At 43.3% G+C, this 15,787-nt stretch carries 12 protein-coding genes; 10 read left to right on the top strand and 2 right to left on the bottom strand.

The genetic code is table 11. From position 1 onward, the window contains the following. Positions 1-12 precede the first annotated feature (12 nt). The 4 genes from J0K78_RS19755 to J0K78_RS19740 all read left to right on the top strand — a co-directional run bounded on the left by J0K78_RS19755 (position 13) and on the right by J0K78_RS19740 (position 2,695). Positions 13-561 carry a methylated-DNA--[protein]-cysteine S-methyltransferase gene (locus tag J0K78_RS19755; protein WP_160915393.1) on the top strand — a complete coding sequence of 183 codons (549 nt, stop codon included), beginning with the start codon at positions 13-15 and terminating at the stop codon, positions 559-561. A gap of 84 nt (positions 562-645) precedes the next feature. Next, a complete protein-coding gene (locus J0K78_RS19750; RefSeq protein ID WP_206948606.1) occupies positions 646-1,515 on the top strand; it encodes an amidase domain-containing protein in 870 nt (289 codons plus the stop codon). A 51-nt stretch (positions 1,516-1,566) separates the two neighbouring features. Continuing rightward, on the top strand, positions 1,567-2,043 hold the full coding sequence (gene trmL, locus J0K78_RS19745; protein ID WP_206948605.1) for a tRNA (uridine(34)/cytosine(34)/5-carboxymethylaminomethyluridine(34)-2'-O)-methyltransferase TrmL: 477 nt from the start codon (positions 1,567-1,569) through the stop codon (positions 2,041-2,043). Between the two features lie 379 nt (positions 2,044-2,422). Then, complete coding sequence (locus tag J0K78_RS19740) at positions 2,423-2,695, top strand: hypothetical protein (protein ID WP_206948604.1); 273 nt, start codon at positions 2,423-2,425, stop codon at positions 2,693-2,695. 41 nt (positions 2,696-2,736) lie between these two features. On the opposite strand, the gene lipA is transcribed toward J0K78_RS19740, so the two are convergent. Further along, complete coding sequence (gene lipA, locus J0K78_RS19735; protein ID WP_206948603.1) at positions 2,737-3,681, bottom strand: lipoyl synthase; 945 nt, start codon at positions 3,679-3,681, stop codon at positions 2,737-2,739. Positions 3,682-3,700: 19 nt separating this feature from the next. Then, complete coding sequence (locus J0K78_RS19730) at positions 3,701-4,516, bottom strand: lipoate--protein ligase family protein (protein ID WP_305037817.1); 816 nt, start codon at positions 4,514-4,516, stop codon at positions 3,701-3,703. 192 nt (positions 4,517-4,708) lie between these two features. Between J0K78_RS19730 and J0K78_RS19725 the strand changes: the two genes are divergently transcribed. The 6 genes from J0K78_RS19725 to odhB all read left to right on the top strand — a co-directional run bounded on the left by J0K78_RS19725 (position 4,709) and on the right by odhB (position 15,540). Continuing rightward, entirely contained in the window at positions 4,709-4,888 is a 180-nt protein-coding gene (locus tag J0K78_RS19725; protein ID WP_089654806.1) for a hypothetical protein, read from the top strand. 498 nt (positions 4,889-5,386) lie between these two features. Next, positions 5,387-7,282 carry a PrkA family serine protein kinase gene (locus tag J0K78_RS19720; RefSeq protein WP_206948602.1) on the top strand — a complete coding sequence of 632 codons (1,896 nt, stop codon included), beginning with the start codon at positions 5,387-5,389 and terminating at the stop codon, positions 7,280-7,282. 83 nt (positions 7,283-7,365) lie between these two features. Continuing rightward, entirely contained in the window at positions 7,366-8,901 is a 1,536-nt protein-coding gene (gene ppx, locus J0K78_RS19715; RefSeq protein WP_206948601.1) for an exopolyphosphatase, read from the top strand. A 154-nt stretch (positions 8,902-9,055) separates the two neighbouring features. Further along, positions 9,056-11,155 carry an RNA degradosome polyphosphate kinase gene (locus tag J0K78_RS19710; RefSeq protein WP_206948600.1) on the top strand — a complete coding sequence of 700 codons (2,100 nt, stop codon included), beginning with the start codon at positions 9,056-9,058 and terminating at the stop codon, positions 11,153-11,155. A gap of 205 nt (positions 11,156-11,360) precedes the next feature. Next, positions 11,361-14,228: a 2-oxoglutarate dehydrogenase E1 component gene (locus J0K78_RS19705; RefSeq protein WP_206948599.1), complete on the top strand. Its 2,868-nt coding sequence runs from the start codon at positions 11,361-11,363 to the stop codon at positions 14,226-14,228. Beyond that, positions 14,215-15,540, top strand: coding sequence for a 2-oxoglutarate dehydrogenase complex dihydrolipoyllysine-residue succinyltransferase (gene odhB, locus J0K78_RS19700; RefSeq protein WP_206948598.1), 1,326 nt, complete (start codon positions 14,215-14,217; stop codon positions 15,538-15,540). The genes J0K78_RS19705 and odhB overlap by 14 nt, the downstream gene beginning before the upstream one ends. Positions 15,541-15,787: the final 247 nt, after the last annotated feature.

Below are 15,787 nucleotides of genomic sequence, written 5' to 3'. Positions count from 1 at the left end.
AAGGGGTTGAATATGAACCATCAATCGTTCTTATACTATGACACTTTTGAAACTCCTTTGGGCCCAATGACTGTACTAGCGAATGATGAAGGCGTCTGCCGAATCGACTATGGGCATTATGAAGACCGGCTCGCTACCTATCAATCTTGGAAAAAGAAGCATTTTCTCAAAGGTGAACTGGTGTATGACCCCGAACACAAATATGTCGCACAGACGAAACAAGAACTTACCAGCTACTTTGAAGGACATCGGAACGAATTTCATGTGCCTTTAAATTGCTACGGTACAGATTTTCAACGACAAGTATGGAGGACGCTTCTCCATCATGTCCCTTACGGGGAAACCAGGTCCTATAAGGATATCGCTGCTTCCATGCATGCTCCGAAAGCGATTAGAGCTGTAGGAGGCGCGGTGAACCAAAACCCCTTTTCCATCATTGTACCTTGTCATCGAATTATCGGTAGTAATGGCAAGTTGGTCGGTTATGCCGGCGGTCTAGATAAAAAGCAGAAACTATTGGAATTTGAAAAAGAGCACCAAACGATTAAACAAAATCACTGAAGCAGGCTCCATCACATGGAGGCTGCTTTTTTGATGTTCATGTCCTTCTTTGCTTTTCATAAGATGTAAAAGGAGGGGAGAGGCATGAGTCATACATATCAACTGCAAGTGTACTGGGAAAGAATCATGGATCGATTGTTCGATCAGGAAGATCATCAATGGCTGAGGAAAAAAGTGGATGGTATTGAAGGACGGGGGCAGCGGCTCCAGCGACTCACTTTTAATATCCATCCATATCATCGTGTCGCCTACGAAAATCAAACCCACATACAGTATCTTTTGACTATATCCCTGCTTATTAAATCCGGAAGATATCATTTCTTAGAAGAAGGTCATTATCATGGGGAGGCACGGTTTGTGGGGGAAGAGTTAATGGACCACCTAGTGAGGACAGAAATGTTGGAGGGCAATAAGGTCTCAAAACCTTTGCCTGTGGATGTGGCGACGTATCAAGATCGAGAACGATCACGATTTACTTACAATCGTAGAGAAGCTGTTCGATATGCCGACCGTTGGTGGGACAGCTACAACCCCGCCTATAGAAGTTTCGATGTCGATTGTACGAATTATGTATCCCAGTGCATACGTGCAGGTGGAGCATCAATCTGGGGCGCACCAAACCGGACGAAAGGATGGTGGTATGGAAGCGGAAATTGGAGCTATAGCTGGACGGTCGCTCATGCCCTGCGTTGGTATTTGGGAGGAGCGAGGAAAGGCCTGACAGCCACGGAGGTTTCCTCTGCTGATCAACTTTCACCAGGTGACATCATTTGCTATGATTTTCAAGGAGACGGAAGGTTTGATCATAACACCTTTGTTGTCAGAAAAGATTCCAATGGGATGCCGCTTGTAAATGCACATACATCCAACAGCCGCCATCGCTATTGGGCCTATGAGGACTCCACCGCTTACACCCCTGATATTCAGTACAAATTTTATAAAATTGATGGCTGAAGAGTATGGTATAATAGTCTAGTTGACTAAGATTAGACTGAGGTGAAACGTATGCCTAACCATATTGTACTCTTTCAACCGGAAATACCAGCAAATACTGGAAATATCGCTCGGACGTGTCTTGCTACGAATTCTGAATTGCACCTGATCCGCCCTCTGGGTTTTTCGACGGATGATAAGATGGTCCGCCGTGCAGGGTTGGATTATTGGCATAAGGTCAATGTGAATTATTACGATTCCATTCAAGAACTTTATGAAGCCTTTCCTAAAGGGGAAATTTACTATATCGAGAATTTTGGTACGAAATCATACGTAGATTTTGACTTTAGTGATGTTGAACAGGATTTGTTGTTCGTTTTCGGGCGTGAAAGTGACGGGATTCCTAAAGACCTGTTAGAAGGGTTGGAGGATCGTTGTTTGAGAATACCGATGACCGATCAAGTGAGATCACTCAACCTGTCCAATACAGCTTCTATTATTCTTTTTGAGGCTTTGAGACAACAAGGTTATCCGAACTTAATTAAATGAAGCAGAGAGGCGGCCGTATGTGGTCGTCTTTTTTTAAAGGAAAGCACCAATAAAACACAAAAAAACGCACCCATAAAGGATGCGTTTTTGCTGCTTATTTTTTTGGTGTACCTGGTTTTGTGTCATATCCGGCACTGAAGATAGCAGTAAGAAATGCGACACAGACAAGAATGATCAATGTAAGATTCATGAGTGGTCCTCCTTTATGTAGCCAGACAAGCATGATTAATTCATATTATACCCTAATTATGGGTGGATGTGAATTGTTTGTCCAGTTAAAATTATCCTTTGCTTGATGACACATGCCTATACGTCAGGGCGGGCGTTTACATAGAGTGAAGGGTAGGTGAATAACCAAGGATGGATTGGAGGAGCATAAATGAACCATTACCAATATTATTATCACCCGTACCAAGTCGAAGAGGACTTCCGCAATGAGGACGAACGTTTCTTCTTTTTAGGACCATTTGCTGGTGGACTGCTCGGTGGATTCCTGGGAGGAGCTCTGGCACCTGGCTTTTACGGAGGGTTTGGACCTCCGCCTCCGCCACCACCTTACTACGGTGGCGGACCCGGATACGGTGGACCCGGATACGGCGGTGGACCCGGATACGGATATAACCGCCCTCCATACTATGGAGGGCCATGGTAAAATAGATGCCCCTCATGAACCAATCATGAGGGGCAATTTTTTTAGAAGTTCGTAGTATCCAGTTCTTTTCCTTGGGATTCGTAGCCTTGCATGTACTTGATGCGGCGCTGGGCGGATGTGGCGTTCACCTGCTCATCTGCGTGATAAGATGAACGGACCATAGGGCCTGCTTCGCAGTGTTTGAATCCTTTCTCAAGGGCAATTTCCTTAAGCTCTTCAAATTCGTCCGGATGATAGTAACGCTCGACGTTTAAATGTTTCTTTGTAGGCTGTAGATATTGACCGATTGTCATGATATCAACGTTATGGGCAAGAAGGTCGTCCATGGCTTCAACGATTTCTTCTTTCGTTTCACCTAAACCGACCATGATGCTTGATTTGGTTGGAGTATTCGGGCGAATTTCTTTTACACGTTTCAACAATTCAAGAGAACGATCGTACATCGCGCGAGCACGCACTTTTTTCGTCAGGCGTCGGACGGTTTCGATGTTATGGTTGAAAATATCCGGCTCTCCGTCCATTAATGTGTGAAGACTTTCATAATCACCTTTCATATCTGAAGGGAGGATTTCAACGGTACAACCTGGTACACGGCGGCGGATGGCTTTCACTGTTTCAGCGAAAACGGCAGCACCACCATCATTTAAATCGTCACGCGCAACAGCGGTCACAACGACGTGCTTAAGTCCCATGATTTCCACAGAATCAGCCACACGTTCTGGTTCGCCCCAATCTAGTTCGTTAGGAAGTCCTGTTTTGACCGCACAGAAGCGGCATCCTCGTGTACATGTATCTCCAAGGATCATGAATGTCGCCGTTTTTCGTTCACTCCAGCATTCGTGAATGTTTGGACAACGGGCTTCTTCACATACGGTGTTCAGTTTTTTATCACGCATCAGCTTTTTCAAGCCTGTGTAAGATTTATTCGTATTGATCTTAATTTTCAGCCATTCTGGTTTTCTTATGTACTCTTGATTTTGGGCCATTTCATTCACTCCTTATTCGTTAGCGCGAGTAGTTCCACTCGTCGTTTTCATAACGTTCTTCTGCAATTTTTCTCACTTCGTCCCATTGAGCTTCTTTTAGGGTGAAAGGCTCAAGTTTAATCCCCAGTCCTTTTTCGAAGCCATTTTTAAAAGCTTTTTTAGTATCTTCGAAAGTTACAGGTTGATCGACGATTTGGTTGATCGCTATGGCTTTGTCACCGAAGGCTTTTCGTGCGCGTTCTTTAATGCGTTCATTTTTATAGATAAACATGTCGAACAGTTTAACATCATCGACATCGATGGGGATGGATCCATGTTGAAGGATAATCCCTTTCTTTCTTGTCTGTGCACTTCCCGCTGCTTTTTTACCTTCGACAATAAGTTCATACCATGAAGGTTCTTCAAAGCATACCGCGGATCCTGCTACATCTAATTTTCCTTCAGGAACAGCGAATTCTGCTTGTATGTCAAGGTTTGTGAATCCCTCAAGCAAACCTTTTGATAGGACAAGGTAGGCTTCTTTTACAGAGTCTGGCATATCCGGGTGATTTTCTGAAACAATTACACTATATGTGAGTTCATTGTCATGTAGGACAGCTCGTCCACCCGTCTGACGGCGAACAAGCTCATACCCATGCTTTTTGACGCCCTCCAGATCAATCTTTCCTTTGACTTTCTGAAAATATCCTACAGATAAACCAGCAGGCTCCCATCCATAAAAGCGGAGTACAGGAGGAATGTCTCCATTGCGGTGCCAATTCATCAAGGCTTCATCCAATGCCATATTCATAGCAGGGGTGCAATGACCTGAATCGACAAAGTACCATGTTTCCATTAGCAGTCCTTCTTTCTATTATGTAGCACTTTATCCTATTAAAATATTCGTAACAATTCTAACAAGGGGATATCATCGTGTCAAAATTTACTAACAAGCGTAAATTCAACCTTTAGGACTACTTACTCATTGCAAAAAAATGGACATACAATACGGTTCTGTTGATTTATAATAAAGGAAGGAGGGATGATCGTGAGCCAAACGTTGATTTCCAGCATCCTTTTCTTGATTAGTGCGGCAATTTGGGCATTATTAGCTATATTTTATGATGATTTCAGGTGGCTTAATTTGTTTCTATTTATTGCTTTTTTGGTCATGGGTTTGTCCAAAAGGCGCAGGTATATTCAAGAAAAGGATTACGAAGAGGACTAACTTTCATGTTGGTCCTCTTTTTTTCTGTCATGAATGAACGAGGTAGGCATAGGGTGGATAAGGGGGCTTTTCCCTCACTTTTCAGTTGTTTCTTCATGGTTAGTGTTTTGAAATTATGTTTTCGAAAGGGTTGTATCCACCAGACACCTGTAATGAATGGTAATTTCTTTGCGTTTTTGTTCAGTTGCAGCGGCCACACACTAGCATAAGACAACCGCCTCCGTGGTGGAAGGACACACCACTGCGCCGTTTGTCTTATGCTTGTCATGTCTAACCAGGCCGCTTCCGCATTTCTCGTTTGTCCAGCTCCGGCATCCAGACGCTCGAGACATAAGTCAACCGCTTCCGTGGTGAAAGAACGCACCACTGCACCGTTTGACTTATGCTTGTCGCGTCTACCAGGATGCCTCCGCATTTCGAATTCATTTACACATGTTTTACAGTAGCCAGGCATAGGATGTATTAAAATTCGTCTCTTACGACGGGGGAGGTCGCGAAGTGGACATTTTAAAGAAAATACAAGACCACCGGGAACAAGAAGAGGAACTGAAATGGGAAGGTACATTCTCAGAGTATTTGGAATTGCTGAAAGAGCGTCCTTATTTAGCTCAATCCGCCCATTCCCGCGTTTACAATATGATTAAAAATGCGGGGGTAGCAGAAGAGCACGATCATAAGCGTTACAAGTTTTTCGATGAGGACATTTATGGACTGGATGAAGCAATGGAGAAGCTTGTTGAAGAATATTTTCACCCGGCTGCGAGAAGGCTGGATGTTAGAAAACGTATCCTTTTACTGATGGGACCTGTCAGTGGTGGTAAGTCAACGCTCGTTAACTTACTTAAACGGGGGATGGAGAAGTACACGCATACTGATGAAGGGGCTGTCTTTGCCATTAAGGGTTGTCCGATGCATGAGGATCCTTTACACCTTGTTCCGAACCATCTGCGTAAGGATTTCCAGGATGAGTACGGCATTCGTGTTGAAGGAAGTCTATCCCCATTAAATACGATGAGAGTTGAAACAGAATATGACGGAAGGATTGAAGATGTTTTAGTTGAACGTATCTTTTTCTCAGAGGATAAGCGTACAGGCATTGGTACGTTCAGCCCGTCTGATCCAAAATCCCAGGATATAGCGGACTTAACTGGTTCTATTGACTTCTCTACGATTGCCCAGTATGGTTCTGAATCAGATCCCAGGGCTTACCGTTTCGATGGAGAATTGAATAAAGCAAACCGTGGGATCATGGAGTTTCAGGAAATGCTGAAGTGTGACGAGAAGTTTTTATGGCACTTACTGAGCTTGACCCAGGAAGGAAACTTCAAGGCTGGCCGCTTTGCCCTTATTTCTGCGGATGAATTGATTATCGCCCATACGAACGAAGCGGAATATCGTTCTTTCATTGCTAATAAGAAAAATGAGGCCCTGCATTCACGTATGATTGTTATGCCTGTCCCTTATAACTTGAAGGTGAGTCAGGAAGAACGGATCTACGAAAAAATGATCAGAGAAAGTGACATCAGGGATGTGCACATAGCTCCGCATACGCTTAGGGTTGCAGCGATGTTTACCATTTTAACCCGTTTGAAAGAGTCGAAAAAAGCTTCGGTCGATGTGCTGAAGAAAATGCGCTTGTATGACGGTGAAATTTTAGAAGGATTCAGCGATGTAGATGTGGAAGAGCTGAAGAAAGAGCATGCGGATGAAGGGATGAGCGGCATTGACCCTCGTTATGTCATTAACCGCATCTCCTCAACCATAATTAAGAAAGAGTTGACGTCGATCAATGCGCTGGATGTGCTGCGTTCGCTGAAAGACGGGCTTGGAAGCCACGCTTCCATTTCCGGTGAAGATAAAGAACGTTATCTTGATTTCATTTCGCTTGCTAGAAAAGAGTACGACGAAATTGCGAAGAAAGAAGTTCAGAAAGCTTTTGTCTATTCTTATGAAGAGTCAGCTGTCACATTAATGGATAACTATCTAGATAACGTAGAGGCCTACTGCAACAAAGCGAAGCTTAGGGATCCTCTGACCGGGGAAGAATTGAACCCGGATGAGCGCCTCATGCGTTCCATTGAAGAACAGATCGGTGTATCAGAAAATGCGAAGAAGGCGTTCCGTGAAGAGATCTTGATCAGAATCTCCGCTTATGCTCGAAAAGGCAAGAAGTTCGACTACCAGTCTCATGAACGGTTACGTGAAGCGATTCAGAAGAAGTTGTTCGCAGATTTGAAAGATGTTGTCAAAATTACCACATCTACGAAGACGCCGGATGAGCAGCAACTTAAGAAAATCAATGAAGTGGTTGCGACTCTTGTTGATGAGCATGGTTACAATTCCAGTTCTGCCAATGAATTATTGAAGTATGTCGGTAGCCTGTTGAATAGATAATGACAACACCCAGCCGCTCTCTTATTCTATTAAGAGGGCGGTTTCTTGTGGTATAATGGCAAAAAATGAAGTGTGGTGAGACGATGGCCAAAAAATATTATGCAATTATTGATGTCGGATCGAATACAATGCGCCTAGTCATTTATTTAAGGGAAAAAGGTGGACGTCTACGGGAAGTTGAGAATGTGAAAGCTGTTGCCCGATTGAGGAATCACCTCATGGATGACGGCCTATTATCTACAGAAGGTATCCAAATCCTTTTGACCACTTTAAAAAGCTTCAAACAAGTCGCGGAATCATATCCTTTGGAGGAAATCGTTTGTGTAGCGACTGCTACTATCAGACAAGCGCAAAATCAAGCCGAAATCATCCATCAGGTATCGGATTATACTGGCTTCGATATGCGCATTCTTTCAGATCAGGAAGAAGCTTACTATGGGTATTTGGCTGTGGTGAACTCCACGCCTGTGACAGAAGGAATTACGGTAGACATCGGTGGAGGAAGTACAGAAGTTACATATTTCAAGGACAGGGAATTGGTAGAATCCCATAGTTTCCCATTCGGAGCACTCACGCTAAAACAAGACTTTTTTAAAAAAGATCTTCCTACAGAAGAAGAGATGTCTGATCTTCGTCATTATTTAATTGAACAATTTCAATCTTTACCCTGGCTGAAGAAAAAGAACGTCCCGTTGATTGGAATCGGTGGAGGGGCGCGTAACCTCGTTCAAATTGATCAGAACTTGAAAGAATACCCTCTCGCAGGTCTACACCAATATAAAATGAAAGACAGTGACCTTGCGTTTATTAAGAACTATCTTTTCACCTTAAATATGAAGAAGTTGCAGAAGGTTGAGGGGTTATCCAAGGATCGTGCGGACATCATCCTTCCCGCAACCGAAGTCTTTCATTCTTTATATGATACTGTCCATGCTTCTGGTTTTATCTTAAGCAGAAAAGGGTTGCGTGACGGTATTTTTTTCGAGCAGCTGACGAGTGAGATGGGGACAGCCTTATTTCCAAATGTGTTAGAGGAGAGCATTCAGGAATTGATCAGTGATTATGAGTTGAATGTGAAACACATCCAGCATGTTCAGCACCTGGCGCACGAATTGTTCCATCAGCTGCACGATCATGGGATCGGCTCTCTGAGGAAAAAAGACTGGCAGGAAGTGAAAAGAGCGAGCTATGTGTTTAACCTTGGGGAATATATTGACAATGAATCAAGCTCCCAGCACACTTTTTATCTTCTTGCTAACCGTACAATTGATGGATTGATGCATATGGAAAGGCTGCGGATGGCTTTAATGGCCTCTTTCAAAAATAAGACGATCTTCAAACAATTCCTCAATCCATACAAACAGTGGTTCTTGAAGGATGAACGGAAAAAGATCCGCCTTCTCGGGTCAATGTTGAAGTTTTGCTATAGTCTGGACAGCACTCGCAGGCAGACGGTGGAAAGGCTGGAACTATCCAATGATGGAGATGATCTTCGTGTTACTCTCTATTGTAACGGTGCTTACATGCCTGAAGAATATCAAGCAGAGAAGCAGAAAAAACATTTGGAAAAGTCATTGAAGAAGACTATCGAGCTTTCTTTTGTGGAAAATAAAAAGTAGTCCGTTCCCGGGCTGCTTTTTTTGTCATTCTATTTTGTGTCTTATCGTTCGACATTTTCAATCAAATTTTTACAAAAAGTTAACTTTGCATTCATATGTGGAACATATGGATGTATTAACCTGAATGTGAATACATGTGTAAAGGGTGTGCGTTATGTCAACAGAAATGAAGACGAAAGAATTGGATAATCCACTTTTTTATAATAATCGAGAGCTCAGCTGGCTTGGCTTCAATGAACGGGTCTTGGATGAAGCTCTTGATATGGACAACCCTTTGCTCGAACGGTTGAAATTTTTAGCTATTGTCTCTTCCAATCTTGATGAATTTTTTATGGTACGCGTGGCAGGATTGAAGGACCAGGTCAAAGCCGGTTTTAATAAACCGGAAAACAAAGCCGGATTGACGCCGAAGCAGCAACTTTACAAAATTGCTGAGATTAACCACAAAAATGTGGAAAAGCAGTATGCGGCCTATCAAGCGATGAAACCGGAATTGGAAAAAGAGGAAATTTCCATCTTGTCCATTGACGACCTCACCAAAGAGGAAATCAAGCGCTTTGAAACTTATTTCGATGAAGAAATTTTTCCTGTGTTGACCCCTATGGCAGTGGATGCCTATCGTCCTTTTCCGATGCTTTTGAATAAGTCCATCAATCTGGCTGTCGTCATCCGGGACGAACTCGATCAGGAAGGAGCAACGAAAACGGCGATTGTTCAAGTGCCATCCGTACTGAATCGTTTCGTAACTGTGAACCAAGATGATAAATATCAGTATGTTTTATTGGAAGAAATCATTGGTCATTTTATGAGTAAGCTCTTCAAGGGGTATCAAGTTGAGTCGATCACAGAGTTCAGAATTACAAGAAATGCTGATATGACAATTCACGAAGAAGGGGCACGTGATTTATTAAAAGAAATAGAGAAAGAATTGAAGAAACGGAAGTGGGGAGCGGCTGTCCGTCTGGAAGTGCGAGACGGAAAGTATGATGAGAAATTGGTCAGCTTTTTATTGAATGTCCTGGAAATTCATAAAGATGACTTATACATTACAAATGGACCGCTGGACTTAACTTTCTTATTTAAATTCCATAAAACGTTTGAAGGTATCAAGGATCACCTTTATTACGAAACGTTGATGCCTCAGCCTCCGCGGGATTTGAGTAGTGATGAAAATATTTTTGAACAAGTGATGGATCGGGATGTTTTCCTACACCATCCGTTTGAATCTTTTGAACCAGTTGTTGACTTCGTAGCGGAAGCAGCGGATGATCCCCATGTGTTGGCTATTAAACAGACGTTATACCGGGTGAGTGGAGATTCACCAATTATAGAAGCTCTCAAGCGTGCGGCGGAGAAAGGGAAGCAGGTCACCGTACTTGTTGAACTGAAAGCACGGTTTGATGAAGAAAACAACGTGCAATGGGCAAAAGAATTGGAAAAAGCAGGTTGTCATGTCATTTATGGAATGACTTACTTGAAAACGCACAGCAAAATTACTCTAGTGGTCAGGAAGAAGAACGAGAAAATTGAACGTTTCGTTCACCTGGGAACAGGGAATTATAATGACCAGACAGCATCGCTTTATACAGATATGGGAATTATCACAGCCAAGCGGAAGTTTGGAATTGATGCCACAGACTTTTTTAATTATTTAAGCGGGTTTACCGAGAAACCGCAATTCCATCATCTGTCGATGGCTCCGTTTGATATACGAAATGACTTTATTCGCTATATCAACAATGAAATCCGTTTCCAAAAACAACATGGCAATGGGCGCATCATCTTAAAAATGAATTCTTTGACGGATAAAAATTTAATTATGAAGCTTTACGAAGCCTCTCAAGCAGGTGTGCAGATTGATTTGATCGTGCGTGGAATCTGCTGTCTGCGTCCCGGGATCCAGGGTTTTAGCGATAACATCCGTGTCATTAGTATTGTCGGTCGCTTCCTGGAGCACAGCCGTATTTATTACTTTCATCATAATGGAGATGATCGTGTCTTTTTATCCTCTGCTGATATGATGACTAGAAACATGGTCAAGCGTGTCGAACTTTTATTCCCGATCTATGAACCAGTGATAAAAAATCGTTTACAAAAGATTTTATCTGTCATGCTGAGTGACAATGTCAAAGCCAGGGAACAAAAGAATGACGGGTCCTATGAACATGTTAAACGCCCTGAAAACGCGCAGCCCATCAATAGTCAGATGAAACTTTATGATATGGCTTACCGTGTCTTAGAGGATGAAGAATAACAACGATATATCACTTTAGTGGCAAAAAGTGAAAAAGGCGTACCCATCGGTGCGTCTTTCTTGTTATAATGGAATGGATTTGGTCATTATTAAAAAATTAAGCGAAATTTGTTGAATACGGAAGCGTTTCAATTCTATAATAGTACATGGACTTGGAAACGTTTTCGAGGAAACAATAGCCAACAACTACTTGGGGGTATTCTACGTGTCTAAACAAGGCTCCACTCAAAACTTTTGGGAAAATTTCCATGGCCCCAACATGGGGTACATCGAAGAACAATTCGAACAATATGAAAACGATCCTAGTGCTGTCGATCCTTCCTTGAAGGAAATCTTTGATGAGCACGGGGCTCCTGAATGGATGGGAAGCGATACGGTTACTGAAACCAATGGATCTGCTTCACCTTCTGAGAGGGACATAGCTAAAATTACCTCAGCTTTGAAACTTGTTGAGGCTATTCGTCGTCATGGACACCTGCAGGCAAATATCTACGCGGTAGGCAGTGATGAGCGACCTAAAACAAATTTGCTTGAATTAGAAACATATGGACTACAAGAAAAGGATTTAAAAGAAATCCCGGCGGATTGGGTGTGGCCTGATGCCCCAATGAAACTGGATAACGCACTTCAAGTAGTCAAAACATTAAAAGAGCGATATGCAGGGACCATTTCTTTTGAATTTGGTCATGTGAATAACGAAGATGAAAGAAAATGGCTTCAGGATAAAGTTGACACTGGTTCTTATACAGTGTCACTGACAGATGAAGAGAAGAAGCAATTACTATACCGTCTGGCCGAAGTGGAAGGATTTGAAAATTTCCTTGCCAAAACATTTGTTGCGCAGAAGCGTTTTTCTATTGAAGGCTTGGACATGATGGTGCCGATGCTTGATCATATCATCCAGTCAGCATCAGGTGACAAAATAAAAAATATCATGATGGGCATGGCCCACCGTGGTCGTTTGAATGTACTTGCACATATCCTTGGAAAACCTTATGACCGCATTTTTTCTGAATTCCACCTTTCTCCTGATAAGGAGCTAATGCCATCGGAAGGTTCGATGGGGATCAATTATGGGTGGACAGGTGATGTGAAGTATCACTTTGGTGCGAGAAGAGAAATTGAGAACGGTGAACAGTCGGCTACGCGTGTGACTCTAAGCCACAACCCTTCACACTTAGAATACGTCAATCCTGTAGTAGAAGGATTTACACGTGCGGCTCAGGATGACCGATCAGAGCCAGGTTATGCAAAAATGGATGAGGATGAGGCATTCGGTCTTTTAATTCATGGTGACGCTGCTTTCATCGGAGAAGGTGTGGTAGCAGAAACCTTAAACATGAGTGACCTCCCTGGCTATCGCACAGGCGGAACGGTCCACATTATTGCTAATAACCTTGTCGGTTTTACGACGAATAGGAAAGATGGACGCTCGACACGTTATGCGAGTGATCTTGCCAAAGGGTTCGAGATTCCTGTTGTCCATGTTAATGCCGATGATCCGCTGGCTTGTTTATCAGCGATGGCATTTGCATACGAATACCGTCAGAAATTCCATAAAGATTTCTTAATCGATCTCGTAGGATATCGCCGTTTCGGTCATAATGAAATGGATGAACCACGCTCTACACAACCGAGACTTTATAAAGAAATTGACGAACATCCGACGGCTGCTGCTGTCTTTGAAAAACAGCTACAGGAAGCATCAGTCGTAGGTGACGGTGCTCTTAAAGATATGAAAGCGGAAGTGGAACAAAAACTCCGCGACATCTATAACAATATGAACGAGCATGAAACGTCTTCTCCTGATGTCAAAGAACGTCCGAGTGGAGTCGAACGTAATCTCGACGAAATCGATACAGCCATCGATATTGATCGTCTGAAAGGTTTAAATGAAGGTATGCTGCAGCGTCCTGAAGGCTTTAATGGTTTTAAAAAGCTTGAGAAAATTCTTCAGAGGCGCAGTAAAATGCTTGATGATGGACAGAAAGTTGACTGGGCGACAGCCGAAGCGCTAGCATTTGCATCAATTCTTGAAGATGGACGTCCTATTCGAATCACAGGTCAAGACACGGAGCGCGGAACATTTGCTCACCGACACCTTGTTCTTCATGATGTGGAAACAGGGGAAACGTACTGTCCTCTTCACGGATTAGAACAGGCAAATGCATCTTTTGACATTCATAATAGTCCATTGTCTGAAGCTGGGGTTATTGGGTTTGAGTACGGATACAGTGTCCAGGCTCCAGAGTCTCTAGTCCTTTGGGAAGCACAGTTCGGTGATTTTGCTAATGCTGGACAAGTCATCTTTGACCAGTTCGTATCTGCCGGCCGTGCCAAGTGGGGTGAAAAGTCCAATATGGTCTTCTTGCTTCCTCACGGATATGAGGGACAAGGGCCTGAGCACTCCAGTGCGCGATTGGAGCGTTTCTTACAGCTTGCTGCTGAAAACAACTGGACGGTTGCCAATGTCACGTCTTCTGCTCAATACTTCCACTTGTTAAGAAGACAAGCAGCTATTAGTAATCAGGAAGAAGCGCGTCCTCTAGTGTTGATGACACCGAAGAGTCTCTTAAGAAATCAACGAGTGGCTGTTTCTGGAGAACAGTTCAGCACTGGACGCTTCCAACCGATTATGAAGCAACCAATTTTATCTGAAAACAAAGATAAAGAAAAAGTGAAAACACTCCTTCTCGGAAGCGGGAAGATCATGGTCGATATCGAAGATACGGTAGATGGTACGGATCAATCCTTTGAAACGATCGATGCCGTAAGAATCGAACAAATCTATCCGTTCCCTGAACAACGATTAGCTGAGATGTTAGAGTCTTATCCTAATTTAGAAGAATTAGTATGGGTCCAAGAAGAACCGCAGAACATGGGTAGCTGGTACTTCGTCGAAGGGATACTGCACAAATTATTGAAAGAGGGACAGATTCACCGCTTTGTCGGTCGTCCGCACCGTGCCTCACCTTCCGTCGGCGAGCCGAACATCCATAAAACGGAGCAGAATCGAATCATTCATGAAGCGCTACAGATGTCTAAAGGAGGAGAAACAAATGAAGGAAATTAAGGTTCCTGAATTAGCTGAATCCATAACAGAAGGTACAATATCAGAATGGCTCGTCAAAAAAGGGGATCAAGTGGAAAAAGGCGACCCTATTCTCGAGCTTGAGACAGATAAAGTAAACGTTGAAGTGAATGCAGATGCCAGTGGAGTTATTGCTGAGTTGTTGAGAGAAGCTGGAGACGACGTAGAAGTCGGCGATGTGATTGCTAAAGTCGATGAAAATGGCGAAGCGGGAGGTTCAGATGAAGGCACTTCTTCTGATGAGGAAGAATCTGAACCAAAAGAAAAAGAAGAAAAATCCAACAAAGAAGAAGAATCTCAGAAAAAAGAAGAGCAGCAACAGTCTTCTGAAGAGAAGAAAGAGTCTTCCAGTAAGGATTCTAAAGACGTAATTGCTACTCCTGCCGCTCGTAAACGTGCGCGTGAACTTGGAATTGATTTGAGTGAGATTTCCGCCCGCGATCCTCTTGGACGCATCCGTCCTGAAGATGTTGATGCGGCTGCTAAAGGAGAAAGCAAGCAGCAATCTAAAGGTTCATCCAAGTCTGCTTCTGAGGACCAGCCTAAGAAGCAGGAGAAGAAAAAAGAAGAAACGAAGAAAACAGAATTTGATAAGCCGGTCGAGCGAGTGAAAATGTCCCGCAGACGCCAGACCATTGCTAAGAGACTCGTTGAAGCCCAGCAGGAATCTGCGATGCTTACAACGTTCAACGAAGTGGATATGACCAATGTTATGAAGCTCAGAAGTGAGCGTAAAGAATCCTTCCTGAAGAAACATGACATCAAATTAGGATTTATGTCCTTCTTCACAAAAGCTGCGGTTGGAGCATTGAAGGAATTCCCGCTACTGAATGCCGAAATTCAAGGGAACGAAATCATTAAGAAACAGTTCTATGATATCGGGATGGCCGTTTCAACAGATGAAGGTCTCGTCGTTCCTGTTGTCCGTGATGCGGACCGTCTGGACTTTGCCGGAATTGAAAAAGGAATTGCAGACCTAGCCACTAAAGCCCGAAACAAAGAGCTTGGTCTTGATGATTTGCAAGGTGGGTCATTTACAATCACGAACGGTGGAATATTCGGATCTATGCTTTCCACCCCGATTTTGAATGCACCTCAAGTAGGAATCCTTGGTTTGCATAACATTGAAAAACGCGCGAAAGTTATGCCGGATGACTCAATCGAAGCTCGTCCGATGATGTACATTGCTCTTTCCTATGACCACAGAATCGTAGATGGAAAAGATGCGGTACAGTTCTTGCGCAGAATTAAAGAAATGATTGAAGATCCATTCGATCTATTGCTCGAAGGCTAAAACCAATCCCCTTCCACAACTCCCGTGGAAGGGGATTTTATATTCCTAATCCCACAAAAGCTCCCTTTTCTTGAAGACTCAGTTTCGAGACGATTGGGTGGTTCTAGGGGCTCCGGGAAAAGGTTCGTCTTGCTCCATCGTCCAGACACTCGCGTCATAAGCAGAACAGCAAAGGAATGAAAAACACATTCCGTTGCTGTTCTGCTTATGCCAGTCATGTCTACCAGGACGATTCCGTATTTGAACA

It is taken from the genome of Halobacillus sp. GSS1 (assembly GCF_017307035.1).
GTDB classification, from domain to species: domain Bacteria; phylum Bacillota; class Bacilli; order Bacillales; family Halobacillaceae; genus Halobacillus; species Halobacillus litoralis.
This window is presented reverse-complemented; position numbering and strand designations above follow the sequence as displayed.

What these genes read in the sequence shown, in the direction of transcription:
- J0K78_RS19755 (WP_160915393.1), top strand. Translation starts at nt 13, where the DNA reads ATGAACCATCAATCGTTCTTATACTATGACACTTTTGAAACTCCTTTG.
- J0K78_RS19750 (WP_206948606.1), top strand. Translation starts at nt 646, where the DNA reads ATGAGTCATACATATCAACTGCAAGTGTACTGGGAAAGAATCATGGAT.
- trmL (WP_206948605.1), top strand. Translation starts at nt 1,567, where the DNA reads ATGCCTAACCATATTGTACTCTTTCAACCGGAAATACCAGCAAATACT.
- J0K78_RS19740 (WP_206948604.1), top strand. Translation starts at nt 2,423, where the DNA reads ATGAACCATTACCAATATTATTATCACCCGTACCAAGTCGAAGAGGAC.
- lipA (WP_206948603.1), bottom strand. Translation starts at nt 3,681, where the DNA reads ATGGCCCAAAATCAAGAGTACATAAGAAAACCAGAATGGCTGAAAATT.
- J0K78_RS19730 (WP_305037817.1), bottom strand. Translation starts at nt 4,516, where the DNA reads ATGGAAACATGGTACTTTGTCGATTCAGGTCATTGCACCCCTGCTATG.
- ppx (WP_206948601.1), top strand. Translation starts at nt 7,366, where the DNA reads ATGGCCAAAAAATATTATGCAATTATTGATGTCGGATCGAATACAATG.
- J0K78_RS19710 (WP_206948600.1), top strand. Translation starts at nt 9,056, where the DNA reads ATGTCAACAGAAATGAAGACGAAAGAATTGGATAATCCACTTTTTTAT.
- odhB (WP_206948598.1), top strand. Translation starts at nt 14,215, where the DNA reads ATGAAGGAAATTAAGGTTCCTGAATTAGCTGAATCCATAACAGAAGGT.